Origin of the sequence: Streptomyces sp. NRRL S-244 (genome assembly GCF_000717915.1) — a bacterium.
GTDB lineage: Bacteria > Actinomycetota > Actinomycetes > Streptomycetales > Streptomycetaceae > Streptomyces.
On the sequence record NZ_JOCX01000005.1, the window covers coordinates 264,588 to 287,181 of the forward strand.

The 22,594-nt window shown below is 73.2% G+C and carries 22 protein-coding genes; 9 read left to right on the forward strand and 13 right to left on the reverse strand.

Annotation, left to right across the window (positions count from 1 at the left end; all coding sequences use genetic code 11):
- On the reverse strand, window positions 1-939 hold the full coding sequence (locus IF02_RS0108775; protein WP_051696004.1) for a helix-turn-helix transcriptional regulator: 939 nt from the start codon (window positions 937-939) through the stop codon (window positions 1-3).
- A gap of 166 nt (window positions 940-1,105) precedes the next feature.
- Between IF02_RS0108775 and IF02_RS0108780 the strand changes: the two genes are divergently transcribed.
- Complete coding sequence (locus IF02_RS0108780; protein WP_030155015.1) at window positions 1,106-2,161, forward strand: NAD(P)-dependent alcohol dehydrogenase; 1,056 nt, start codon at window positions 1,106-1,108, stop codon at window positions 2,159-2,161.
- 9 nt (window positions 2,162-2,170) lie between these two features.
- Here IF02_RS0108780 and IF02_RS35900 read toward each other — a convergent pair whose 3' ends face one another.
- The 6 genes from IF02_RS35900 to IF02_RS0108810 all read right to left on the reverse strand — a co-directional run bounded on the left by IF02_RS35900 (window position 2,171) and on the right by IF02_RS0108810 (window position 7,504).
- Window positions 2,171-2,305 (reverse strand): hypothetical protein, encoded by a 135-nt coding sequence (locus IF02_RS35900; protein ID WP_267880914.1) that lies wholly within the window; start codon window positions 2,303-2,305, stop codon window positions 2,171-2,173.
- The gene (locus IF02_RS0108790) at window positions 2,302-2,655 is read right to left on the reverse strand and encodes a DUF6247 family protein (protein ID WP_030155017.1); all 354 of its coding nucleotides are present in this window, start codon (window positions 2,653-2,655) and stop codon (window positions 2,302-2,304) included. The genes IF02_RS35900 and IF02_RS0108790 overlap by 4 nt, the downstream gene beginning before the upstream one ends.
- 106 nt (window positions 2,656-2,761) lie before the next feature.
- Complete coding sequence (gene msrA / locus IF02_RS0108795) at window positions 2,762-3,427, reverse strand: peptide-methionine (S)-S-oxide reductase MsrA (RefSeq protein WP_030155018.1); 666 nt, start codon at window positions 3,425-3,427, stop codon at window positions 2,762-2,764.
- Window positions 3,428-3,515: 88 nt separating this feature from the next.
- Window positions 3,516-4,610 carry a hypothetical protein gene (locus tag IF02_RS0108800; protein WP_037835801.1) on the reverse strand — a complete coding sequence of 365 codons (1,095 nt, stop codon included), beginning with the start codon at window positions 4,608-4,610 and terminating at the stop codon, window positions 3,516-3,518.
- On the reverse strand, window positions 4,610-6,205 hold the full coding sequence (locus IF02_RS0108805) for a M48 family metalloprotease (protein WP_030155021.1): 1,596 nt from the start codon (window positions 6,203-6,205) through the stop codon (window positions 4,610-4,612). Before IF02_RS0108805 ends, IF02_RS0108800 begins: the two co-directional genes overlap by 1 nt.
- Before the next feature lie 192 nt (window positions 6,206-6,397).
- Window positions 6,398-7,504, reverse strand: a complete 1,107-nt coding sequence (locus IF02_RS0108810) for a hypothetical protein (protein ID WP_030155022.1) — start codon at window positions 7,502-7,504, stop codon at window positions 6,398-6,400.
- Between the two features lie 82 nt (window positions 7,505-7,586).
- Here IF02_RS0108810 and IF02_RS0108815 point away from each other — a divergent pair, with 82 nt between their 5' ends.
- Entirely contained in the window at window positions 7,587-8,744 is a 1,158-nt protein-coding gene (locus IF02_RS0108815; RefSeq protein ID WP_030155023.1) for a cystathionine gamma-synthase, read from the forward strand.
- Between the two features lie 34 nt (window positions 8,745-8,778).
- Here the strand turns inward: IF02_RS0108815 and IF02_RS0108820 are convergent, their stop codons facing one another.
- From IF02_RS0108820 to IF02_RS0108830, 3 genes are all read right to left on the reverse strand, one after another.
- Window positions 8,779-9,030: a hypothetical protein gene (locus IF02_RS0108820; protein ID WP_030155024.1), complete on the reverse strand. Its 252-nt coding sequence runs from the start codon at window positions 9,028-9,030 to the stop codon at window positions 8,779-8,781.
- The gene (locus IF02_RS0108825; protein WP_030155025.1) at window positions 9,027-9,455 is read right to left on the reverse strand and encodes a sigma factor-like helix-turn-helix DNA-binding protein; all 429 of its coding nucleotides are present in this window, start codon (window positions 9,453-9,455) and stop codon (window positions 9,027-9,029) included. Before IF02_RS0108825 ends, IF02_RS0108820 begins: the two co-directional genes overlap by 4 nt.
- Before the next feature lie 70 nt (window positions 9,456-9,525).
- Complete coding sequence (locus IF02_RS0108830; RefSeq protein ID WP_051696008.1) at window positions 9,526-10,047, reverse strand: MarR family winged helix-turn-helix transcriptional regulator; 522 nt, start codon at window positions 10,045-10,047, stop codon at window positions 9,526-9,528.
- Between the two features lie 298 nt (window positions 10,048-10,345).
- On the opposite strand from IF02_RS0108830, the gene ilvA reads away from it, so the two are divergent.
- From ilvA to IF02_RS0108850, 4 genes are all read left to right on the forward strand, one after another.
- Window positions 10,346-11,581, forward strand: a complete 1,236-nt coding sequence (gene ilvA / locus IF02_RS0108835; protein WP_030155028.1) for a threonine ammonia-lyase — start codon at window positions 10,346-10,348, stop codon at window positions 11,579-11,581.
- Window positions 11,582-11,673: 92 nt separating this feature from the next.
- The gene (locus IF02_RS0108840) at window positions 11,674-12,180 is read left to right on the forward strand and encodes a hypothetical protein (protein WP_030155030.1); all 507 of its coding nucleotides are present in this window, start codon (window positions 11,674-11,676) and stop codon (window positions 12,178-12,180) included.
- 182 nt (window positions 12,181-12,362) lie between these two features.
- The gene (locus tag IF02_RS0108845) at window positions 12,363-13,328 is read left to right on the forward strand and encodes a daunorubicin resistance protein DrrA family ABC transporter ATP-binding protein (RefSeq protein ID WP_030155031.1); all 966 of its coding nucleotides are present in this window, start codon (window positions 12,363-12,365) and stop codon (window positions 13,326-13,328) included.
- Entirely contained in the window at window positions 13,325-14,179 is an 855-nt protein-coding gene (locus IF02_RS0108850; protein ID WP_030155033.1) for an ABC transporter permease, read from the forward strand. The genes IF02_RS0108845 and IF02_RS0108850 overlap by 4 nt, the downstream gene beginning before the upstream one ends.
- Window positions 14,180-14,291: 112 nt before the next feature.
- Here IF02_RS0108850 and greA read toward each other — a convergent pair whose 3' ends face one another.
- Both greA and IF02_RS0108860 read right to left on the reverse strand, forming a co-directional pair.
- Window positions 14,292-14,789 (reverse strand): transcription elongation factor GreA, encoded by a 498-nt coding sequence (greA, locus tag IF02_RS0108855; RefSeq protein ID WP_030155035.1) that lies wholly within the window; start codon window positions 14,787-14,789, stop codon window positions 14,292-14,294.
- 136 nt (window positions 14,790-14,925) lie between these two features.
- Window positions 14,926-15,354: a DUF4307 domain-containing protein gene (locus tag IF02_RS0108860; protein WP_030155037.1), complete on the reverse strand. Its 429-nt coding sequence runs from the start codon at window positions 15,352-15,354 to the stop codon at window positions 14,926-14,928.
- A 133-nt stretch (window positions 15,355-15,487) separates the two neighbouring features.
- Here IF02_RS0108860 and mca point away from each other — a divergent pair, with 133 nt between their 5' ends.
- Entirely contained in the window at window positions 15,488-16,369 is an 882-nt protein-coding gene (gene mca / locus IF02_RS0108865) for a mycothiol conjugate amidase Mca (RefSeq protein ID WP_037835805.1), read from the forward strand.
- Between the two features lie 2 nt (window positions 16,370-16,371).
- Entirely contained in the window at window positions 16,372-16,605 is a 234-nt protein-coding gene (locus IF02_RS0108870; protein ID WP_030155040.1) for a hypothetical protein, read from the forward strand.
- Between the two features lie 163 nt (window positions 16,606-16,768).
- Here IF02_RS0108870 and IF02_RS0108875 read toward each other — a convergent pair whose 3' ends face one another.
- Entirely contained in the window at window positions 16,769-20,056 is a 3,288-nt protein-coding gene (locus IF02_RS0108875) for a tetratricopeptide repeat protein (protein WP_030155042.1), read from the reverse strand.
- Between the two features lie 273 nt (window positions 20,057-20,329).
- On the opposite strand from IF02_RS0108875, the gene IF02_RS0108880 reads away from it, so the two are divergent.
- Window positions 20,330-22,393 (forward strand): thioredoxin domain-containing protein, encoded by a 2,064-nt coding sequence (locus IF02_RS0108880; RefSeq protein ID WP_037835810.1) that lies wholly within the window; start codon window positions 20,330-20,332, stop codon window positions 22,391-22,393.
- The last annotated feature ends 201 nt before the right edge of the window (window positions 22,394-22,594 follow it).

Below are 22,594 nucleotides of genomic sequence, written 5' to 3' on the forward strand. Positions count from 1 at the left end.
TCAGGCCGTGGCCCCGTCGGAGGACGAGGCGGTCGGGGACGAGGCGGTCGAGGAAGAGGCGGAAGGGGCGGAAGGAGCCGACGGAGCGGCAGGCGCCGACCAGGAGGCCAGCATCCGCAGCGCGTCCTGCGAGGGGGAACCCGGCGCCGCATGGTAGGTGACCAGGACCTGCGCCGAGTCGCCCGGCAGGGCCAGCGTCTCGAAAGACAGGGACAGTTCGCCGACCAAGGGGTGCCGCAGCTTCTTCACCCCGTGCGTCTTGTTGTCCGCCAGCGTGTGCGCCGCCCACAGCCGCCGGAATTCCTCGTTCTTCACCGACAGCTCACCGACCAGCGCCGACAGCTGTTCGTCGTCCGGGTGCTCGCCGGCGTACATGCGCAGACTGCTCACGACCCGGCAGGCCAGGCAGTCCCACTCCGCGTAGAGCTCGGCCGCCGCCGGGTCCAGGAACACCAGCCGCACCAGGTTCCGCTCCTGGGGCGGCAGCTCGCCGAAGTCCCCGAACACCGCCGCGGCCAGCCGGTTCCACCCGATGACGTCCTGCCGCCGCCCCAGGAGGTACGCCGGTACGCCGTCCATCGCGTCCATCAGTGTCCGCAGCTCCGGGCGCACGTGCTCCGCCCTGTACTGCTTCGCGCGCTGCCTGCGGGGTCTGGGGCGGGCCAGGTGGGTCAGGTGGGCCGTCTCCGTGCCGTCCAGGCGCAGCGCCCGGGCGATGGCGTCGAGCACCTCCGTGGACACGTTCTGGCCGTGCCCCTGTTCGAGCCGCGTGTAGTACGCCACCGAGACGCCCGCCAGCTGCGCCAGCTCCTCGCGGCGCAGCCCGGGCACGCGCCGGTGGCGCCCGTAGTCCGGCAGGCCGACGTCCGAGGGGCGCAGCCGCGCACGGCGGGAGCGGAGGAACTCACCCAGTTCGGCACGCTGATCAAGCTGGTCCATGACGCCAGTATCGCCGGGCGGGCGGCGCGCCGGGACCGTGTTCCTGACCCCGCCAGGGGTAGGACCGCCGGTCCTAGGCAGGACAGGGGCGTGGCTGCCGGCGGCCCGAGCGGGGATCGTTCGGTGCAGCAGATCGTCAGCAGCAGCGTTCGAGGAGTCCTCACCCATGTCCGTCACCCAGGTCACCCAGGTCGCCGCCTACGCCGCCCCTGCCGCGAAGGCCCCGCTGGAGCGCACCACCGTGCCGCGCCGCCCCGTCGGCGAGCACGACGTCCTCATCGAGATCAAGTACGCCGGCATCTGCCACTCCGACATCCACCAGGTCCGCGACGGCTGGGGCGAGGGCATCTACCCGATGGTCCCGGGGCACGAGATCGCCGGTGTCGTCGCAGAAGTCGGCCCGGGCGTCACGAAGTTCGCGGTCGGCGACCACGTCGGCGTCGGCTGCTTCGTGGACTCCTGCCGGGAGTGCGACTACTGCCTGCGCGGGCAGGAGCAGTACTGCGTCAAGGGCATGACCGGCACGTACAACGCCCTCGACAAGCAGGGCGAGCCCACGTACGGCGGCTACTCCACGCACCTCGTCGTCGACGAGAACTACACCGTCCGCATCCCCGACGGCCTGTCCCTCGACGTCGCGGCCCCGCTGCTGTGCGCCGGGATCACCCTGTACTCCCCGCTGAAGCACTGGCAGGCGGGCCCCGGCAAGAAGGTCGCGATCGTCGGCCTCGGTGGGCTCGGCCACATGGGCGTGAAGATCGCGGCGGCCCTGGGCGCGGAGGTCACCGTCCTCTCGCAGTCGCTGCGCAAGCAGGAGGACGGCCTGCGGCTGGGCGCCTCGCACTACTACGCCACGAGCGACGAGGCCACCTTCGAGAAGCTGGCCGGCAGCTTCGACCTGGTCGTCTCGACGGTCTCGGCCCCGCTCGGCCTCGACGCGTACCTCGGCCTGCTGAAGGTCGACGGCGCGCTGGTGAACGTGGGCGCCCCGGAGGAGCCGGTCGAGGTGAACCTGTTCTCCGTCATCCAGGGCCGCAAGACCCTGGCCGGCTCGATGATCGGCGGCATCGCCGAGACCCAGGAGATGCTGGACTTCTGCGCCGAACACGGCCTGGGCTCGGAGATCGAACTGATCCCCGCGTCCGAGATCAACGCCGCGTACGACCGCGTCCTGGCCAGCGACGTCCGCTACCGCTTCGTGATCGACGCCTCGACGATCTGACGACATGTCCTAGAGGGCGTCGAAGGGCGGGATGATCCGGACCACGACGATCAGTCGGGCGCGGGGTGCGGCGAGGAAGTAGAACCAGCCGTCGGCCGCACTCATCCGGTCCGGGTCGTACTCCCAGCGCCAGTCGGCGCTCACCGATCGGTCGCTGCGAGGGCCGCGTGGGCGGTGTCGAGGATGCGGCCGATTTCCTTGGCCGCATGGCGGGCCTCGGCGGCGTTGCCCGTGGCTGCGGCGTCCTCCCAGCGCCGTAGCTCCTCGGCGAGACGCGGCTGGCGTTGGACGTGTACGTACACGGCCCACTGTGCGACGAAACGCCGCAGAGGGGCCAGGTCGGAGCCCTGCCGGGCCTGGTCCGCGGCCTCGTCCAGCTCCCGGGTGAACGCGGGCATCGCAGCCGGGGCGATCTGCGCGCCGGCCTGGCGCAGTGCGGTCACGGTCGAGGGCGGTTGCGGAATGAGAGGCTGCCCGGCAGCGGACGTGGTCACAAATGCTCCCATGGGCGAGATCCTGGGCCCAGGCGCCAGCCTACGGAGCGGAACTCCGGCGCGGCCGCCCGAAAGGGTGAGGCCGCGCCGGACTCGCCGGGAAAGGTCAGCCGTCGGCCCTGGCTACGCCGATCGGGCAGCTGACGCCCGTGCCGCCGATGCCGCAGTAGCCGTCCGGGTTCTTGTCCAGGTACTGCTGGTGGTAGGGCTCCGCCGGCCAGAAGGGGCGCTCCGCCGCCGGGAGGACCGCCGTGGTGATGTCGCCGTAGCCCGACGACACCAGGACCTGCTGGTACGCGGTGCGGGAGGCCTCGGCCTCCGCCTGCTGGGCCTCGGAGTGGGTGTAGATCGCCGAGCGGTACTGGGTGCCGACGTCGTTGCCCTGGCGGAAGCCCTGGGTGGGGTTGTGCGACTCCCAGAACAGCTTCAGGAGGGTGGCGTACGAAACCTGCGCCGGGTCGAAGACCACGCGCACGACCTCGGTGTGGCCGGTCTGCCCCGAGCACACCTCGTCGTACGTCGGGTTCTCGGTGAACCCGCCCTGGTAGCCGGCCAGCGTGGTCCACACCCCCGGGGTCTGCCAGAACTTGCGCTCCGCTCCCCAGAAGCAGCCCAGGCCGAAGTCGGCCACCTCCAGCCCGGCCGGGTACGGGCCGGCGAGCGGGTTGCCGAGGACGGTGTGCCGGTCCGGGAGCGAGAACTGCGGGGTCGCGCGGCCCGGGAGGGCCTCCTCGCGGGTGGGGAGCTCGGGCGTGCGGCGGTACGAGAACATGATTCCCTCCTAGTGGTGCTCCCTTCAACGGCCGGGGGCGGACCGGGATTCCCCCGGGCCCGCCCCCGGCCGCCGCGTCACACTTCCGTCATTTCTGCGCGACCGCCCGGCGCACGCTGAAGTCCCGCGCCTGCACGTACCGTGCCTTGGCGTCCGCCGAGTACGTCCACGGCGTCGCCCCGACGTACCCGTCGACGGCGCGGAACTGCTCCACGGCCTGCGTCCACCGGTCCTGCCAGTACAGGTTCCACGCCAGCATGTGCCGGACCCGGGCCACCCGCCGGTCGGCCGGGTCCGCCGCCGCCACGTCCGCGAGCGCCGCGTCCGTCGCCGCCACGATCTCCGGCCGCTTGTAGTAGACGCTCGGGTCGAGCTCCGGCTCCGACATCTCGTACTCCAGGTACGCGTACAACGGCAGCAGCGACAGCAGCTCGCCCGGAGCGCCCGACGCCGCCGCCTGCCGCGCGAAGGCCTCCGCCTCCTCGTGCGAGCCGCGCCACTTGCGGCACCAGTACTGCAGCGCGCCCGTGTGCGCCGCCAGCACCTTCGGGCCGCGCCCCACGATCTCCGCCCACAGCTGCCCGTACCGCTCGTGCGAGTACCCCAGCGCCATGGCGACCGGCTGCTCCAGCATGTACGGCACCGGGTCCGCCGGGTCGGCGAGCCGCTGGGCCTCGTGCATGGCCTCCTGCGAGGCGGCGATCAGCCGGTGGAAGTTGCGGAACTGCTCCTGCGTCGTGCGGTCCGCGGTCAGCGAGCCACGCACGTTCCACGCCACCAGCACCGACGCGTCCGCGTGCACCGCCGCCGCCGTCGGGTCCTGCGGCCGCGCCGCGCGCCAGGCCAGCAGCCAGGCGTCTTCCTCGGCGGCCAGCTCGGCCAGTTCCCGTACGCGCCGGATCCGCTCGTCCCAGTCCTGCCCGGCCGCGTCCGCCCAGGCCGCGCCGGCCTGCCAGTCGCCCGCCCGTACGGCGTCCAGGGCGGCCGTGTCGGCGGGCGCGGGCGGGCAGCCGTGGTCGGCATCGAGCCGCTCGGGCGGTACGAAGCCCAGCGCGACCGCGGCCAGGCCGTCGGCCCGGCTCGCCCGGCGGCGCATCCCGGCGCCGCCGCCGCCCTTGCGGGCGCGCAGCATCTTGTACGCGCCGCTGATCAGCAGGATCCCGAGGATGATCAGGCCGAGCATCAGACAAGCACCAGCTTTCGCAGGGGTTCGGTGTCGGGCTGGTCGGCGACGAGGGCGTCCAGGGCGGGCTCCAGCTGCTCCTCGAAGCCGTCGGTCGCGAACCGCAGGGCGGCCGAGTCGGACCAGGACAGCTGCCAGCGGGCGGCGCCGCGGGCCGTGAGCTCGGCGGTGACCAGCCGGCTCAGGGCTCCCCGCAGGGCGGGCCGGGTGAACTCGCGGGCGGCGCGGCCGGTGGCGGCCGCCGCCTCCTCGGACTTCGGGAAGCGGTCGGCGATCCGCCAGCGCAGCGCCGGGTCGGCGTCGATCGCGTCCAGCAGGGCCGCCAGCCCCGGGGCCGTGCCCTCGGCGGCGATGGCCTCGCGGATCTCCTGCGCGCCGTTGCCGACGTAGCGGGTCATGCTCTCGTGGACGAGGTCCGCCCAGTCCATGCGCGTCAGCGCGAGCGCCTCCGGGGTCAGGACCGCCTGCTCGAGCGCGGCCAGCGCCGCCTCCGGGGAGGCGAGGAGCTCCAGCGCCGGGCGGGCCGCCTGCGCGCCGCGGCCGTCGTCGGGCAGCGCCTCGATGCGGGCCACGCGCTCGGCGAGCGCGGGGTGCGAGTCGTATGGGGAGGTGGGCTCGGTGGACAGCTCCCGGCGCAGCCCCTCCAGCTCCTGCGACCGGGCGTCCAGCAGCTGCCGGAAGCCGCCGAAGACCTGGCCGGGGCGCGGCAGCAGGCCCGCGCCGACGCCGAGGGTGGCGTACGAGTCCATGTAGAACTCGTGCGCGGGGCCGATGGCGTTGAGCTCGCGCAGCGCGGAGGCGGCGGAGTCGCGGCCGGCGACGCGGACCGAGGCGAGGTCGGCGGCGAGCTCCTGGCGGCGGCTGCCGGAGAGGGTGGCCCGCATGTAGAAGTGGGCGTACCCCGTGTAGATCTTCGCCATGGCCCGGTACATCGCGCCCTGGCCCGTGGTGTCGACGTCCTTGGCCTTCTTGCCCTTGGCCAGTCGCTTCTCGGCGGCCTTCTCCTGCCGGGCGCGCTCGCCGGCGACCTTGGCGTCGGCGCGCTCGTGGAAGTGCCGGATGGTGCGGATCAGCTGGGCGCGGCCGCGGGCGATCAGCGGGGTGAGGCGGGTGTCGAGGTTGGCGTAGTGGCCCATCTCGTGGGCGAGCACGGCACGCAGCTGCATCTCGTCCAGGCCCGTCATCAGGGGCAGGCCGAGGTAGAGGCGGCGGGTGCCGGACAGCAGGCCCAGCAGCCGGGCGTCCTCGCTGACGGCCGCGTTGACCTCGTCGATCAGCAGGATCTCGTCGGGGGCGCGGGTGCCGACCTGGTCGGCGATGTCGCGGACCGTCTGCCACAGGACGGGTTCCTGCCGCTCGGTGACGGGGACGCCGTGCGGCGGGTCGCCCTTGGGGGTGCGGAGCATGAACATGCCGCGCACGATCGGGACCGCGAGGACCACCGAGACGATGAGGATCTTGAACGCGACGCCGCCGTGCAGCCGGGTGACGGTGGCCCAGTCGGCGGCCGCGAGCACGGCCAGCAGGATGAAACCGAGCAGGTAGAAGCCTGCGAGCAGGACGAGGGCGCGCAGCGCGCGCAGTGAAGCGCCCATATGGACAGATCCCCCCACGGGATGAAGTGGTGCAGGTGCACGTGCAGTTGCTGCGGGCGGGCGCAGGGCTGCCGCTCCGGGCGGTCATGCCGGGACGCCGTACGGCCCGCAGGCCTTTACGGCAACCTTATGTGGCGGATTTCCGCAGGTGGAAGCCAGGGGGGAGAGCCCCCACCCGCGGACCGCGCCGGATCAGTGGGGCAGGGTCGCCGGGGAGCCGCCGTTGGCCTCGTAGCCGGCGACCGCGAGGGCGCGGAACACCGCGTACTGGGCCGCCGGGTCCGCGGAGGCCGACCACGGGAGGGCGCCGACGTAGCCGTCGATGTGGCGGACCTGCTCCATCGCCTCCGCCCAGCGCTCCATCGGCACCAGGAACGACAGCAGCATGTGCCGTACGTGCGCCAGCATCGGGTCGTCCTGGCGGGCGGTGTGCACCGCGTACAGCGCGCCCTCCACGGCCCGGGTCACCACCGAGCCCTGCCAGAAGTTCGTCAGGACGACGTCCGGCACGTGCTCGTACACCGCGAACAGCGGCAGCGCCGCCAGCAGCGAGCCCCGCGGGGCGCGGGCGGCCGCCGCGTGCGCGAAGGCGTCCGCCTTCTCCCGCGAGCCGTGCCACTTCTCGCACCAGTAGTGCAGCGCCGCCAGGTGCGCGCCCATGTGCGCCGGCGCCACGTCGATGACCTTCGCCCAGAGCGCGTCGAACTCCGCCTCCGAGTACCCCAGTGCCCGCGCCACCGCCAGCTCCGTGACGTACGGGACCGGGTCGCCCGGCGCCAGCAGCGCCGCCTTGCGGCACGCCTCCCGGGCCTCCTCCAGGATGATCCGGTGGTCCGTGGAGCCCACGCCGCCCGAATGCCGCCACGCCTGCTGCACCAGCAGCTCCGCGTGCACCTGCGCGCCGCCCGCGTCCTTCTCCGCCTCCAGCCGCCACGCCTTCAGCCAGCGCGCGCCGACCCCGGGCTCCGCGACCAGCTCCAGCGCCGCCGCCCCGCCGAAGGCCTGGACCCGCTGCCAGCGCAGCTCGCCCTCCTTCGGGGTCCCGGCCAGCAGCTGGGACGCCGCCTGCCACTGCCCGCTGCGCTGCACGGCCTCCAGGGCGTCCATCAGGTCCTCGTCGGGACCCGGGACCCGGATGTCCAGGCGCTCCTGGCGGGCGAAACCGTAGTTCTCGGGGTCGGCCGCGTCCGGGCTGCCCGGCGCGACCAGGCGCAGGTTGCCACCCCGCCTGCGCCGTATGTACGGGCTGAAGGCGGCCACGAGCAGGCCGAGCGCGATCAGGAACCACAGAATCTCCATGCCCCCCAGCGAACCAGACGCACCCGCGCGAAGGCCAATGCCCCACCCCGCCGTCCGGCCCGGCACCCCATAAGCTCTGCCCATGAGCGACGACAGCCACGAGCACCAGAGCTTCGAGACCCGCGCGATCCACGCGGGCAACACGGCGGACCCGCAGACCGGCGCGGTCGTGCCCCCGATCTACCAGGTGTCCACGTACAAGCAGGACGGCGTCGGCGGGCTCCGCGGCGGCTACGAGTACAGCCGCAGCGGCAACCCGACCCGGACCGCGCTGGAGGAGAACCTCGCGGCGCTGGAGGGCGGGGCCCGCGGCCTGGCCTTCGCCTCCGGCCTCGCCGCCGAGGACTGCCTGCTGCGCACGCTGCTCTCCCCGGGCGACCACGTGGTCATCCCGAACGACGCCTACGGCGGCACCTTCCGCCTCTTCGCGAAGGTCGTCTCCCGCTGGGGCGTGGAGTGGTCGGTGGCCGACACCTCCGACGCGGCGTCCGTACGGGCCGCCCTGACCCCGAAGACCAAGGTCATCTGGGTCGAGACCCCCTCCAACCCGCTGCTCGGCATCACCGACATCGCCGTCGTCGCCGACATCGCGCGGTCGGCCGGCGCCAAGCTGGTCGTGGACAACACCTTCGCCTCGCCCTACCTCCAGCAGCCCCTCGCGCTCGGCGCGGACGTGGTCGTGCACTCGCTGACCAAGTACATGGGCGGCCACTCCGACGTGGTCGGCGGCGCGCTGGTGGCCGCGGACGCGGCGCTGGGCGAGGAACTGGCGTACCACCAGAACGCGATGGGCGCCGTGGCCGGCCCCTTCGACTCCTGGGTCGTGCTGCGCGGCATCAAGACCCTCGCGGTGCGCATGGACCGGCACGCGGAGAACGCCGAGAAGATCGTGGAGGTGCTGAAGCGCCACCCGAAGGTCTCCAAGGTCCTCTACCCGGGCCTGGCCGAGCACCCGGGCCACGAGATCGCCGCCAAGCAGATGCGCAACTTCGGCGGAATGATCTCCTTCCAGGTCGTCGGCGGCGAGGAGGAGGCCGTCGCGGTCTGCGGGCGCACCAAGATCTTCACCCTGGCCGAGTCCCTCGGCGGCGTCGAGTCCCTCATCGAGCACCCGGGCCGCATGACCCACGCCTCGGTGGCCGGTTCGGCCCTGGAGGTCCCGGCGGACCTGATCCGCGTCTCGGTGGGCATCGAGAACGCAGACGACCTGATCGCGGACCTGACCCAGGCCCTCGGCTAGTCGTTTCCGTACGACGAGGGCCGCCGGGCGGTGGCTACCAGCCCTCCAGGGGCGGGGAGACACCGCTCGGCGGCACCTCCCACGGGCGGGTCAGCGAGGCCCACACCGCGAAGGCCACCGCCGCCGCGGCGAGCAGCGTCCAGCCGACCCGGCGCAGCGCCCGCCGGCGGCGCAGCAGCCGGCCCCCGCGGGCCGCGGCGCTCGCCGCCAGCCCGGCCGGGACCACCGGTCGGGGCCCCTCCAGCAGCCGCCTGACCTGGTCCTCCTTGCGGTCGGGGGTGCTCATGCCGCCTCCCGCGAGCGCACGGCGGCCACGGCCCGGGTGCACAGCGCCCGCACCCGCTCGACCGGCAGCCCCAGCTGGGCGGCCGTGACCTCCTCGGCGACGCCCTCGTACACGCGCAGCACCAGTACGAGCCGCTCCAGCGGGCCGAGCGGCGCGAGGACCCCCGTACCGCCGTGGTGGCGCCAGCCGGTGCGGGCGAAGGCGGCGCACAGCTCCTGGCGGGTGAAGTCGTACGGGTCGTCGCCGCGCACCCGGCGCCACTGCGCGTACGTACGGGCCAGCGCGCCCGCGAGCAGCCGGCGGGCGGCGGCGGGATCGGTCTGCGGCTCGGCGGTCAGCAGGACGGCGACATGCAGGAGCCGCCCCGCCGCACCTGCGACGAAGGCCTCGAACTCCGCGTAGGTGCCCGGCCCGTGGTCGTCCACAGGCCACATAGTGCGGGCAGCGGGACCACCCGGCCAAGAGGTCGGACGGACTCCGGATCGAGCCGGCCGATCAGGAGGCGGGGCCCGCCTCCGACACGGCGCCCATCAGCTCCGACAGCGAACCGTTGAACCGGGTCAGCAGCACGGTGAACGACTCGCGCTCCTGCTCGGACCAGTCGTCCGTCACCCGGGCCATCAGCTCGCGCCGCGAGGAGCGGACCTCCTCCAGCCGCGCGAGCCCGCGCGGGGAGAGCGCGAGGACCACGGCCCGGCCGTCCTCGGGGTGCGAGGTGCGCTTGACCAGGCCGCTGTCGACGAGCGGCGCGACCTGGCGGGTGACGGTGGAGGAGTCGATGCCCATGCCGCCGGCGAGCGCCTTGACGCCCATCGGGCCTTCCAGGTCGAGCCGGTTCAGCAGCAGGTACGCGGCGCGGTCCATCGAGTTGCGGGCTTGGCCGACCCCGCCCAGGCGGGTCTGCTCGGCGCGCCGGGCGAAGACGGCCACCTGGTGCTGGAGCGCGTCGAGGAGCCCGGCTTCGGCGGACGCCTCGGCCGCCGTGGGCAGGTCGGAATTGGCCGGGTTGGAGGGCATGGCCGTGAGCTCTCTTCGCGTGGGTCCGACAAGGTTGGGGGACACAGTACGCGGCCGTGGGGCGGCCCGTACGCCTCGTACGAGAACTGATACGGGCAGTACGGACCGAGGCCGCGAGCCCGTCCCGGATGGCCTGATTTCGCCCCCTGTGGGCCCCGGATCCCTGCCCCGGCGCCGGTCGCCCCGGGCCTGTGCCCGGTCCGGAAGGCCCACTCCGCTGCCCGGCTCCGCTGCCTGCTTCCGCTGCCCCGTCCCGCCGCCCGGAGCCGTGATCCCCGGGGGCTGCGAGACTGGCGGCATGAACTACCGCGTGCCCGTGCCCGTTCCGCAGGTCATCCTCGACGACGTCCGGGGGGCCCAGAAGATGCTCTCCGGCGTCGCCCGGGTCACGCCGATGGAAGGCAGCCGGCACCTCACCGCCCTCACCGGCTCCCCGGTCCACTTCAAGTGCGAGAACCTCCAGCGGACCGGCTCCTTCAAGCTGCGCGGCGCGTACGTGCGCATCGCCGGCCTGCGCCCCGAGCAGCGGGCCGCCGGCGTCGTCGCGGCCAGCGCCGGCAACCACGCCCAGGGCGTGGCCCTGGCCTCCTCCCTCCTCGGCGTCCGCTCGACGGTGTTCATGCCGGTCGGGGCGCCGCTGCCGAAGGTGGCGGCGACGCGGGAGTACGGGGCCGAGGTGCGCATGCACGGGCAGGTCGTCGACGAGACCCTGGCGGCGGCCGAGGAGTACGCGGACCGCACCGGGGCGGTGTTCATCCACCCGTTCGACCACCGCGACATCATCGCGGGCCAGGGCACGGTCGGCCTGGAGATCCTGGAGCAGTGCCCGGAGGTGCGGACGATCCTCGTCGGCATCGGGGGCGGCGGCCTCGCGGCGGGCATCGCGGTCGCCGTGAAGGCGCTGCGGCCGGACGTGAAGGTGATCGGAGTCCAGGCGGAGGGCGCGGCCGCCTACCCGCCCTCGCTGCGGGTCGGGCACCCGGTCTCGATCGACAACCCGGTCACGATGGCCGACGGCATCAAGGTCGGCCGCCCCGGCGACATCCCCTTCCACATCATCGGGGACCTCCTCGACGGCGTCCGCACCGTCTCCGAGGACGCCCTCTCCAGCGCCCTGCTGCTCTGCCTGGAGCGCGCCAAGCTCGTCGTCGAGCCGGCCGGGTGCAGCCCCGTGGCCGCCCTGCTGAGCCGGCCCGAGCTGTACGGGGGCGGCGGCCCGGTGGTGGCGGTCCTGTCCGGGGGCAACATCGACCCGCTGCTGCTCCAGCGGATCCTGCGGCACGGCATGGCGGCGGCCGGCCGCTACCTCTCGCTGCGGCTGCGCGTGGCGGACCGGCCGGGGGCGCTGGCCGGGCTCCTGGCGGTGCTGTCGACGGTGGACGCGAACGTGCTGGACGTGAGCCACGTACGGACCGACCCGCGGCTGGGGCTCACGGAGGTGGAGGTGGAGCTGCACCTGGAAACCAAGGGCCAGGAGCACTGCGCCGAGGTCGCGCGCTCGCTCCACGCCGCCGGATACACGGTGATGAGTTAGCTCTTGTCCCCTTCGCCGGTGACACAGGGGTGCGGAATCCGGCCGTTTGTGTGAGACTCCCGGCCACGTTCACATGGGGTGGGAGTCTCTCGGTGCACATTCGCGTCAGACCGCAAACGGCGGCAGTCATCTCTCTGGCCGCCTCGGCCGTCCTCGCCCTCGCGGGCTGCTCGTCCTCCGACGGATCCGGTGCGGCGGCGCCGAAGCCCGCGGCGGCCGCGTCCCAGTCGGCCAAGCCCTCCGCGAAGGCCACCGGGGCGCCGCTCGGCCGCGACGCCGTGGACGACGAGGTCAAGTCCTCGCTGCGCGCGGCGGGTCTGGACCCCGAGAAGGGGAAGGGCTCGGGCGACGCGAACACGACGAAGAACGCGAGCGTGGTCGACTGGACCGCGGTCACGACCACGCAGCAGGCGGAGTGGGCCCTGCCGCGGCTCGGCGAGCAACTCAAGCACCTCGGCTGGCGGGAGACGGCGCCGCAGAGCTACGAGAAGACGGACTGGGTGCTGCTGATCGGCAGCACGAAGCAGTCGAGCACGGTGAACCTGAAATCGAGCGAGAGCCTGCTCACCGTGAACGTCACCTACCTCGGCGCGGGTTGACGCACGCGGGTTGACACACGCGGGTTGACACACGCGGGTTGACACACGCGGGTTGACGCGCGCGGGTTGACGCACCGGCCGGCGCACGCGGGCCGACGCACAGGCGACGCTTGACCCGCGCCCATAAGATTTGCCTAGGAAAGTACCGGTTTTCTGGCTCGATACACACAGGGGGAATCCCTATGCCAGGCGCCATCTACGCCGAAGGCCTGGTCAAGACCTTCGGCGAGGTACGGGCACTGGACGGCGTGGACCTCGATGTCCCCGAAGGCACCGTGCTGGGGCTGCTCGGCCCCAACGGCGCCGGCAAGACCACGGCCGTGCGCGTCCTGACCACCCTCCTGCGGCCCGACAGCGGCAAGGCCGTCGTCGCCGGCATCGACGTCCTCAAGCGCCCCAACGACGTCCGCCGCGCCATCGGCCTCTCCGGCCAGTTCGCGGCCGTCGACGAGTACTTGACCGGCCGCGAGAACCTCCAGATGGTCGGCCGGCTCTACCAGATGACGGGCAGGGCGGCGAAGGCCCGGGCCGGCGAACTGCTGGAGCGGTTCAACCTCGCCGACGCCGCCGACCGCACCGCGAAGACGTACTCCGGCGGCATGCGCCGGCGCCTGGACCTCGCGGCCGCACTCGTCGTCCGCCCGCCCGTGATGTTCATGGACGAGCCGACCACCGGCCTCGACCCGCGCAACCGCCAGCAGCTCTGGGACGTCATCCAGGAGCTCGTGGCCGGCGGAACCACGCTGCTGCTCACCACCCAGTACCTGGAGGAGGCCGACCACCTCGCGCACGACATCTGCGTGGTCGACCACGGCAAGGTCATCGCCCGCGGCACCTCCGACCAGCTCAAGGCCCAGACCGGCGGCGAGCGCGTCGAGGTCGTCGTCCACGAGCGCGAGCACATCGCCGAGGCCCGCGCCGTGCTCGCCGGCTTCGGCAAGGGCGGGACCACCGTCGATCAGCACACCCGCAAACTGACCGTCCCGGTCAGCGGCGGCGCCAAGCTGCTCGCCGAGGTCATCCGCGAGCTGGACTCCCGCGGCATCGAGATCGACGACATCGCCCTGCGCCGGCCGACCCTCGACGACGTGTTCATCTCCCTCACCGGCCACGCGGCCGCCCTGAACGACGAGGAGGCCCACAAGTGACCACCTCCCCGACCCCGGAACTGGCGGCTCCGCGCCCCCGCGGCGGCATCGTCCAGGGCGTCAACGATTCCCTGGTCATGGCCAAGCGGAACCTGATCCGGATGTCCCGGATCCCCGAGATGATCATCTTCGGGGTCATCCAGCCGGTCATGTTCGTCGTGCTCTTCAGCTACGTCTTCGGCGGCTCGATCAGCGTCGGCGGCAGCACCTCGCCCGCCGCCTACCGCGAATTCCTGATGGCCGGCATCTTCGCCCAGACCGTCACCTTCGCCACGGCCGGTGCGGGCGCGGGCATCGCGGACGACATGCACAAGGGCCTGATCGACCGCTTCCGCTCGCTGCCCATGGCCCGCGGCGCGGTCCTGACCGGCCGCACGCTGGCCGACCTCGTCCAGACCACCCTCACCCTGGTCGTCCTGGCCGTCGTCGCCGTACTCGTCGGCTGGCGCACCCACACGAGCGTCGGCGAGGTGCTCGGCGGCTTCGCCCTGCTGCTCCTGCTCGGGTACGCCTTCTCCTGGATCGGCGCGCTGATCGGCCTGTCGGTGCGCACCCCGGAGGCGGCCACCTCGGGCGGGCTGATCTGGCTCTTCCCGCTGACGTTCATCTCGATCGCCTTCGTCCCCTCCGACAACATGCCGACCTTCCTGCGGCACATCGCGGAGTGGAACCCGTTCAGCGCCACCGTCCAGGCGTCCCGGCAGCTGTTCGGCAACCTTCCGCCCGGGTACGAGGCCCCCGCGGCCTGGCCGATGCAGCACCCGGCGCTCGCGTCGGTCCTGTGGTCGGTGCTGATCGTCGTGGTCTTCCGGACCCTGTCGGTCCGCAAGTACCGCTCGGCGACCGCGTAGACCCCGGGCCCGCTCGGGAGCACGGGGAGCGCGGGAGCACGGGGAGCACGGGAGCACGGGAAAGCCCCCGCCGGACCGGTCCGGCGGGGGCTTCCTCGTACGCGTGGGGTGATCAGCCGGTGAAGGGCTTGACGTCGAGGATCTTGACGGTGGCCTTCTTGCCGTTCGGCAGCTCGTACTCGGCGTCCTCGCCGATCTTCTTGCCCATCACACCGGTGCCCAGCGGGGACTGCGGGGAGTAGGTCTCGAAGTCCGAGGACGCGTACTCGCGCGAGGCGAGCAGGAAGGACATGGTGTCGTCCTCGTCGCCGTCGAAGGCGATGGTGACGACCGTGCCGGGCGCGACCTCGCCGTCGGAGGCGGGTGCGGTGCCGACCTTGGCGTTCTCCAGGAGCTGCGTCAGCTGGCGGACGCGGAGCTCCTGCTTGCCCTGCTCCTCCTTGGCCGCGTGGTAACCGCCGTTCTCACGCAGGTCGCCCTCCTCGCGGGCGGCTGCGATCTTGGTGGCGATCTCCGTGCGTGCGGGACCAGAGAGGTAGTCCAGCTCGGCCTTCAGCTGGTCGTACGCCGCCTGGGTCAGCCAGGTGACGCTCTCGCTCGTCTGGGTCACGGGTGCTCCTCGTCGGTACAGGGGACTACTTGTCCGCCAGCGGCGGGCGAAACCACGAGCCTAACAATTCGGGAAGAAAAGGGGGAGGACACCATGTGTATGAAGTGTGTCATCGGGCCCGTGAGCAGGAAAGAGGTCAGCCTGCCGTCGGCGTGGTGCCCTGGCCCGCCGCCTGGCAGCCCACGAGTTCGATCATCGTGGCCCGGCCGGTGGTCTTCAGCGAGAGCATCTCGTCCACGCGCGTGTCCTTCTGCCCGAAGGTGAAGTCCGCGCGGCCCACCTCGGCGTGCTCCTCGTTCTGGGAGCTGAGGGTGCACACCCCGGTGACCCCGGCGTCCTTGCGCACCTCCAGGTGCACTTTCACCTCGGTGTCGGAGACCACCTGGAACTTGATCACCTCGGCGCTGACGCTCTGGCCTGCGACGTAGTCCCAGCCGATCCACCCGACCAGGCCCAGCAGCCCGACGCCCAGCACCGACCCGACGATCTTGAGCTTGCGGTCCGCACGCTCGTCCGCCGATCGGCCGTAGCGACCCTCGGGCAGCCCCTCGCGTACCGCGCTCATTGATCGTTCCTTTCGGGAGGGCGTGTGTGCCGTCGACCCCAGTCGATCCCAGGGGCAGCCCCGGAATTTTTCCACCCCCCGATTCGGTCACTATAGGAGGCGAACGCCCTGACGACTCAAAGAGGATCCTGTCTTGACCGAGCAGCTTCGACTGATGGCCGTCCATGCCCACCCCGACGACGAGTCGAGCAAGGGCGCGGCCACCATGGCCAAGTACGTGTCCGAGGGGGTTCCCGTGCTGGTGGTGACCTGCACGGGGGGCGAGCGCGGCTCGATCCTCAACCCCAAGCTCCAGGGTGACAAGTACATCGAGGAGAACATCCACGAGGTCCGCGCCAAGGAGATGGACGAGGCGCGCCAGATCCTCGGCATCGACCAGGAGTGGCTGGGCTACGTCGACTCCGGCCTGCCGGAGGGCGACCCGCTGCCCCCGCTCCCCGAGGGCTGCTTCGCCCTGGAGGACGTGGACGAGGCGGCCGGCCGCCTGGTGAAGAAGATCCGCGCCTTCCGGCCGCAGGTCATCACCACGTACGACGAGAACGGCGGCTACCCGCACCCCGACCACATCATGACCCACAAGATCTCGATGGTGGCCTTCGAGGGCGCCGCGGACACCGAGAAGTACCCGGAGGCCGAGTTCGGCCCGGCGTACCAGCCGCAGAAGCTCTACTACAACCAGGGCTTCAACAAGCCGCGCACCGTCGCCCTGCACGAGGCGCTGCTCTCGCGCGGCCTGGAGTCCCCGTACGGGGAGTGGCTGGAGCGCTGGAAGGAGTTCGCGCGCTCCGAGCGGACCCTGACCACGCACGTGCCGTGCGCGGAGTTCTTCGAGATCCGAGACAAGGCGCTCATCGCGCACGCCACGCAGATCGATCCGGACGGCGGCTGGTTCCGCGTGCCGATGGAGATCCAGAAGGAGGTCTGGCCCACGGAGGAGTACGAGCTCGCGAAGTCGCTCGTCGACACTTCCCTCCCCGAGTCCGACCTCTTCGAGGGCATCCGGGAGAATGCGTAGCTATGAGCGCTACGCAGGCAGCACTGACCGAGCTCCTTCCGCTGGCGGGTGACACCTTCGACAAGAACAAGGTGACCCCCGGAGTCCTGGGCTTCATCGTGTTCGCGGCCCTGGCCCTGGCGGTGTGGGGCCTGATGAAGTCGATGAGCCGGCACATGGGCCGGGTCGACTTCCAGGAGGCCCCGGAGGCCGGAGCGGCGCCCGCCGCCGCCCCGGCGGCGGACCGGGCCCCGTAGGAGCCGGTCCTTCGGCTGTGGGCCGCCGCCCTCCCGTGCCGATGTTGCGGGAGGGCGGCGACTGCGCGTGTCCGCGGCCGGGGCGTGCCGTGCCGTGCTGCGCGTACGGCCTACGCGGCCGGCCGGTCAGCGGCCAGGCGGTCGGCGGTCAGGCGGGCGGCGGTCATGCCGCCGGCGAGGCGGGTGGCATCGGGACGCCCATGATCTCCCGCGAGTGCAGGTTCGGGACCAGCCCGAGCCGCCACGCCTGCCAGCCCTCCGCCGGATCCACCCCGCGCCCCAGCACCACCGCGTAGGTGTCCAGGCCGTCCTCCAGCCGCCCGTCCCGCATCGCGTGCGGCGCCGCGGCCAGCCGGGCCAGCTCCGCCCGGGCCTCCTCCACGCCCGCGCCCGGGAGCGCGTACGGAAGCAGCGTGCAGCGCAGGAAGCGGGCCCAGTCCTCCCCGCGCCGGTCCCCGTACGAGATGAACAGCCGGGCCGCCTCCTCGCACAGGCCCAGCGCCTGCGACACCCGCCCGTTGCCCGCGTCCACCACCGCCAGCTCCAGGCAGGTCCACGCCTCCCCGTGCGCCAGTCCGATGCGCCGGAAGTCCGCCCGCGCGTCCATCAGCAGCTGCCGCGCGAACCCGGAGTTCCGCAGGTTCCCCGTCTGCGCCGCCCGCTGGTCGCGCGTGACCCGGCCCGAGTGGTGCCGGGCGTGCGCCAGCCCGTACACGTCCCGCATCCGCGAGAACATCGTGCGGGCCCGCTCCAGCTCCCGTACCGCCTGGTCGCGCTCGCCGCCCTCCTCCAGCGCCTGCCCGAGGTAGTACAGCGTCCAGGCCTCGCCGCGCGCGTCCTCCTGCTCCCGGTGCTCGGCCAGCGCCTCGCGCAGCCGCTCCACCGCCGGGCCCGGGTCCCCGTCGACGACCCGGGCGCGGCCCAGCTGGGTCAGCGCCCAGGCCTGGCCGCGTTCGTCGCGCGTGCGCCCGTACAGGTCGAGGGCGAGCTTCAGCTCCGCCTCGGCCTCCGGGACGTCGCCGAGCCGCAGGTACACCTGCCCCAGCTGGAAGTGCGCCCACGCCTCGCCGTGCACGCTCTCGCTCTCCCGGTGCAGGGCCAGGGACCGCTCCAGCAGCTGCATCGCCTCCGCCAGGTGCGCCCGGTCCCGTTCCACCGCCGCCAGGGCGTGCAGGGCCCACGCGCGGTCGCCGGCCAGCTCGTCCGGCTCCTGGAGCACCAGCGCCTCGCGGATCCGGGCCGCGGCCTCCGGGAGCTGGCCCTGGTGGTGCAGGGTGATGCCGAGCGAGATGAGGGCCATGCCCGCGCCGGCGTCCTGGTGGGCCTCCCGGTACTGGTCGACCACCGAGGTCAGCGTGGTCCGGGCCTTGTCCAGCTCGCCGAGCTGGCGGGCGGCGATGCCGGTGCGCCACTGCACGGAGCGGACCAGGCGCCCCTGGCCGGGCTCGCCCCGGCGCGCCGCCTCCACCGCCAGCGTGAGCTCGTTGATCTCGCCGAGCCGGTACAGGTCGCCGCGCAGCAGGCAGAAGTCGCAGAGCGCGCCCAGCAGGTCCAAGGCCGCTTGCTGGTCCACGTCCTCCGAGTGCCGCAGCGCGGCCGTGATGAAGCTCGACTCGTCGTCCAGCCAGCGCAGCGCCGCGTCGAGCGAGGCGAAGCCGTGCCCGCCGAAGTGATGGGCGCGGGTCGACATCTTCCCGTCGACCATACGGATCACCGCGTCGGCGAGCTGCGCGTAGTTGCGGATCAGGCGGCCGTGCGCCGCCGAGGACTCGGCCCGGTCCTCGTCCGCCGCGAGCCGTGACGCCGCGTACGAGCGCACCGCGTCGTGCATCCGGTAGCGCTCCCCGCGTACGTGGTCCAGCAGGCCCGCCTGCGCCAGCTCGCGCAGCAGCAGCCCGGCCGCCGCCCGGTCCGCGTCGATCAGCGCCGCCGCGGCCGACGGGCCGAGCGAGGCCCGCCCGGCGAGCGTGAGCCGCCGCAGCAGCCGCCGCCGCTCCTCGGGCAGCCGTACGTAGGCCAGGGCGAGGGCCCCCTCCAGCGCATCGGCGTCGTCGCCGGCGGCACCGGCGGCACCGGCGTCCCCGACGGCACCGAAGTCTTCCGCTTCGGCACCGGTGCCCTCCGATTCGGCCGGCCCGAGCGGCGCCAGTACGCGCAAGGCCAGCGGGAGCCCGCCGCCGAGTGCCAGCAGACCCCGTAGGGCCTCCTCCTCGTACGGGGCCGTGCCGGCGGCCTCGGCCCCGGCGCGGACCAGCTCCGCGCCCTCCGCCCGCGCCAGCCGCTCCACCGGGAGCTGGTGCACCCAGGCCGAGAGGCCGGGCAGCTCCAACGGCTCCCGGGCGGTCACCAGCACCAGGCTCTCCGACCGCTCCGGCACCAGCATCCGGACCTGCTCCGCGTCCACCGCGTCGTCCAGCAGCACCGTCACCGGCAGCCCCAGGAGGTGCTGGTGGTACAGCTCGCCCAGGCGCCGTACCTGCTGCTCCGCCGAGGACCCCTCGCGGAACAGCAGCTGCTCGCGCGGTGCGCCGAGCCGGTTCAGCAGGTGCAGCAGCGCCTCCCGGATCGGCAGCGGCGCCTCCCCGCTGAGCGAGCCGCCCCGCAGGTCCACCACGCAGGCCCCGCGGAACTGGTCGCGCAGCGCGTCCGCCGCCCGCAGCGCCAGGGCCGTGCGGCCCACGCCGGGCTCGCCGTGCAGCACCACGACCACCGGGCGGGTCTCCGTACTGGCCCGGGCCGCCTGCACCCACTGTGCGATCCGGGTCAGCTCCGCCCGTCGGCCGGCGAACGAGGCCGCGGTCTGCGGGAGTTGGCCGAAGGACTGCTCCAGTACGCTGCGCCGCCGGGCCTCCGCGCTGCGGTCGGTCCCGCGCAGCTGGGGAGCGGCGGTCCGGGAGGTCTGCCGGGGCGCCCGCGCCGCGGCGGTCACCGCGCGCTGCTGCTCCAGGAACGGGCGTATCCCGCGAACCTCCAGCGCCGTCAGCCACTGCAGCCTCAGCTGCTCCGGCCCACCGGGCCGGCCGCGCACCCCGGCCCGGCGGTTCGCGGCGGGCAGGTGCAGGGCGGTCACCTTGGCGACCGTGGCCGCCGCCCCGGCGATGCCGGTGACGGCGCCGGCCGCCAGCGCCGTACCCGCCCCCACGCCGAGCGACAGGTCGGCCCCGACGGCCGCGGCCGCCGCAACCGCCGTCACGAGCAGGGCCGTTGAGGTGTTGCCGCGCCGGAAGGCCTCGCCGAGGGATTCGTCCCCGGCCGCCGCCTCGTCCAGAGCCCGTACGTACGCCTCGTACTCCTCGGCGGCGCTCGCCGCGAGCGCGTCCAGCGCCTCCAGGCCGCGCGCCATCAGCGCCGCCTTGTCGACCGGCGTGCCGGCCCCGGCGCCCCGCCGGGCCTCCTCGTCCACGGCCCGCTCCAGCAGTCGCTCGGCCTCACCGCGATGGCTGTCCCGCATCCGCATCCCCCTCAAGAGAGCTCCGGCAACGTGGCCCCAAGTGTCCGCCGGGACTGCCGCGAGCGCGAGGGAATCTGAGCTAGATCAGAGGGAGTTGCCCCAACTCCCCCCGCTCACGCGCATATATGTACGTTCCACCCCGCGAATGCGGCCTCCGGTCCACGCAGGGTGGTCACGGCCGCCGTCCGAGGGCCTCCGGTGCCGTCCGACGTGCGGTGGGCACGCCGTCGTCCGGTCCCGGCCGCGTCCCGCCCGGTGCGCGAGGATGGGACCATGTCGAACCGCCTCGCTCATGAGACCTCGCCGTATCTGCTCCAGCATGCGGACAATCCCGTCGACTGGTGGCCCTGGTCGCCGGAGGCGTTCGCGGAGGCGCGGGAGCGCGGGGTGCCCGTCATGCTCAGCGTCGGGTACAGCAGCTGCCACTGGTGCCATGTCATGGCGCACGAGTCCTTCGAGGATGAGCTGGCCGCCGCCTACATGAACGAGCACTTCGTCAACATCAAGGTGGACCGCGAGGAGCGGCCCGATGTCGACGCCGTCTACATGGAGGCCGTGCAGGCCGCCACCGGGCAGGGCGGCTGGCCCATGACCGTGTTCCTGACCCCCGACGCCGAGCCCTTCTACTTCGGGACCTACTTCCCGCCCGAGCCCCGGCACGGGATGCCCTCCTTCATGGAGGTCCTCGAAGGCGTGCGGACCGCCTGGGTGGGGCGGCCCGAGGAGGTGAACGAGGTCGCGCAGCGGATCGTACGGGACCTCGCCGGACGGCAGTTGGACTACGGGAAGGCCGGAACGCCCGGCCCCGAGGAGCTGGCCCTGGCGCTGCTCGGGCTGACGCGGGATTACGACGCCGTCCGCGGCGGCTTCGGCGGGGCGCCGAAGTTCCCGCCGTCCATGGTGCTGGAGTTCCTGCTGCGCCACCACGCGCGCACCGGGTCGGAGGGCGCCCTGCAGATGGCCGCCGACACCTGCGAGGCGATGGCCCGCGGCGGGATCTACGACCAGTTGGGCGGCGGGTTCGCCCGGTACTCCGTCGACCGGGAATGGGTCGTTCCGCATTTCGAGAAGATGCTGTACGACAACGCGCTGCTGTGCCGCGTGTACGCGCACCTCTGGCGGGCCACCGGGTCGGACCTGGCGCGGCGCGTCGCGCTCGAGACCGCCGACTTCATGGTGCGCGAGCTGCGCACCGCCGAGGGCGGCTTCGCCTCCGCGCTCGACGCCGACAGCGAGGACCCGCAGACCGGCGAGCACGTGGAGGGTGCGTACTACGCCTGGACCCCCGCCCAGCTGGCCGAGGTGCTCGGCGCAGACGACGCGATGCTGGCCGCCGCGTACTTCGGGGTGACGGACGAGGGCACCTTCGAGCACGGCAAGTCCGTGCTCCAGCTGCCGCAGGACGGGCCCGTCGTGGACGCCGGGGCGATCGCCGGGATCCGGCAGCGGCTGCTCGCGGCGCGCGCCGAGCGGCCCGCGCCCGGCCGGGACGACAAGATCGTCGCCGCCTGGAACGGCCTGGCCATCGCCGCGCTGGCCGAGTGCGGGGCGTACTTCGACCGGCCGGACCTGGTCGAGCGGGCGACGGAGGCCGCCGACCTGCTGGTGCGGGTCCACTTCGACGCGGCGGCCGGGCGCGCCCGGCTGGCCCGGACCAGCAAGGACGGCCGCGTCGGCGCCAACGCCGGTGTCCTGGAGGACTACGGCGACGTCGCCGAGGGCTTCCTCGCGCTGGCGGCCGTGACCGGCGAGGGGGTCTGGCTGGAGTTCGCCGGGTTCCTCGTCGACCTGGTCCTGGACCGGTTCACCGCCGAGGACGGCTCCCTCTACGACACGGCGCACGACGCCGAGCGGCTCATCCGCCGCCCCCAGGACCCGACCGACACCGCGGCCCCCTCCGGCTGGACGGCCGCGGCCGGCGCGCTCCTCTCGTACGCCGCGCACACCGGCTCCGAGGCGCACCGCACGGCTGCCGAGCGGGCCCTCGGCGTGGTGCACGCGCTGGGTCCGCGCGTCCCGCGCTTCATCGGGCACGGGCTCGCGGTCGCCGAGGCGCTGCTCGACGGTCCGCGCGAGGTGGCCGTGGTGGGTCATCCGGAGGATCCGGCGCTGGCCGGACTGCACCGGGCGGCGTTGCTGGGGACGGCTCCCGGGGCGGTGGTGGCGGTCGGGCTGCCGCGGGCGGCCGACGGCAGCGGGGGCGAGTTCCCCCTCCTGGCCGAGCGCACACTCGTACGCGACCTTCCGACGGCGTATGTGTGTCGACATTTCGTCTGCGCGCGGCCTACGACAGACCCGGTCGAGCTCGCTGATCAGTTGGGTGCGGTTCATCCCTGAATCCGCCGGAGTACCGTCAATTCCGGTTGCTCGTCCGACACTTCGGAAACCCGGTTTTTATCCCCGCGGCTCCTGAGTTTCACATTCGCTGCCTACTCTCGTGTCTGCGGACGTCACTGGGGAGCCGCGGAGCAGGCGCACTGGGGGGTGCGCCCGAGGGGGAGCTGGGGGAAGCAGGGGCGGGGGGGGCGGGGGGGGGGG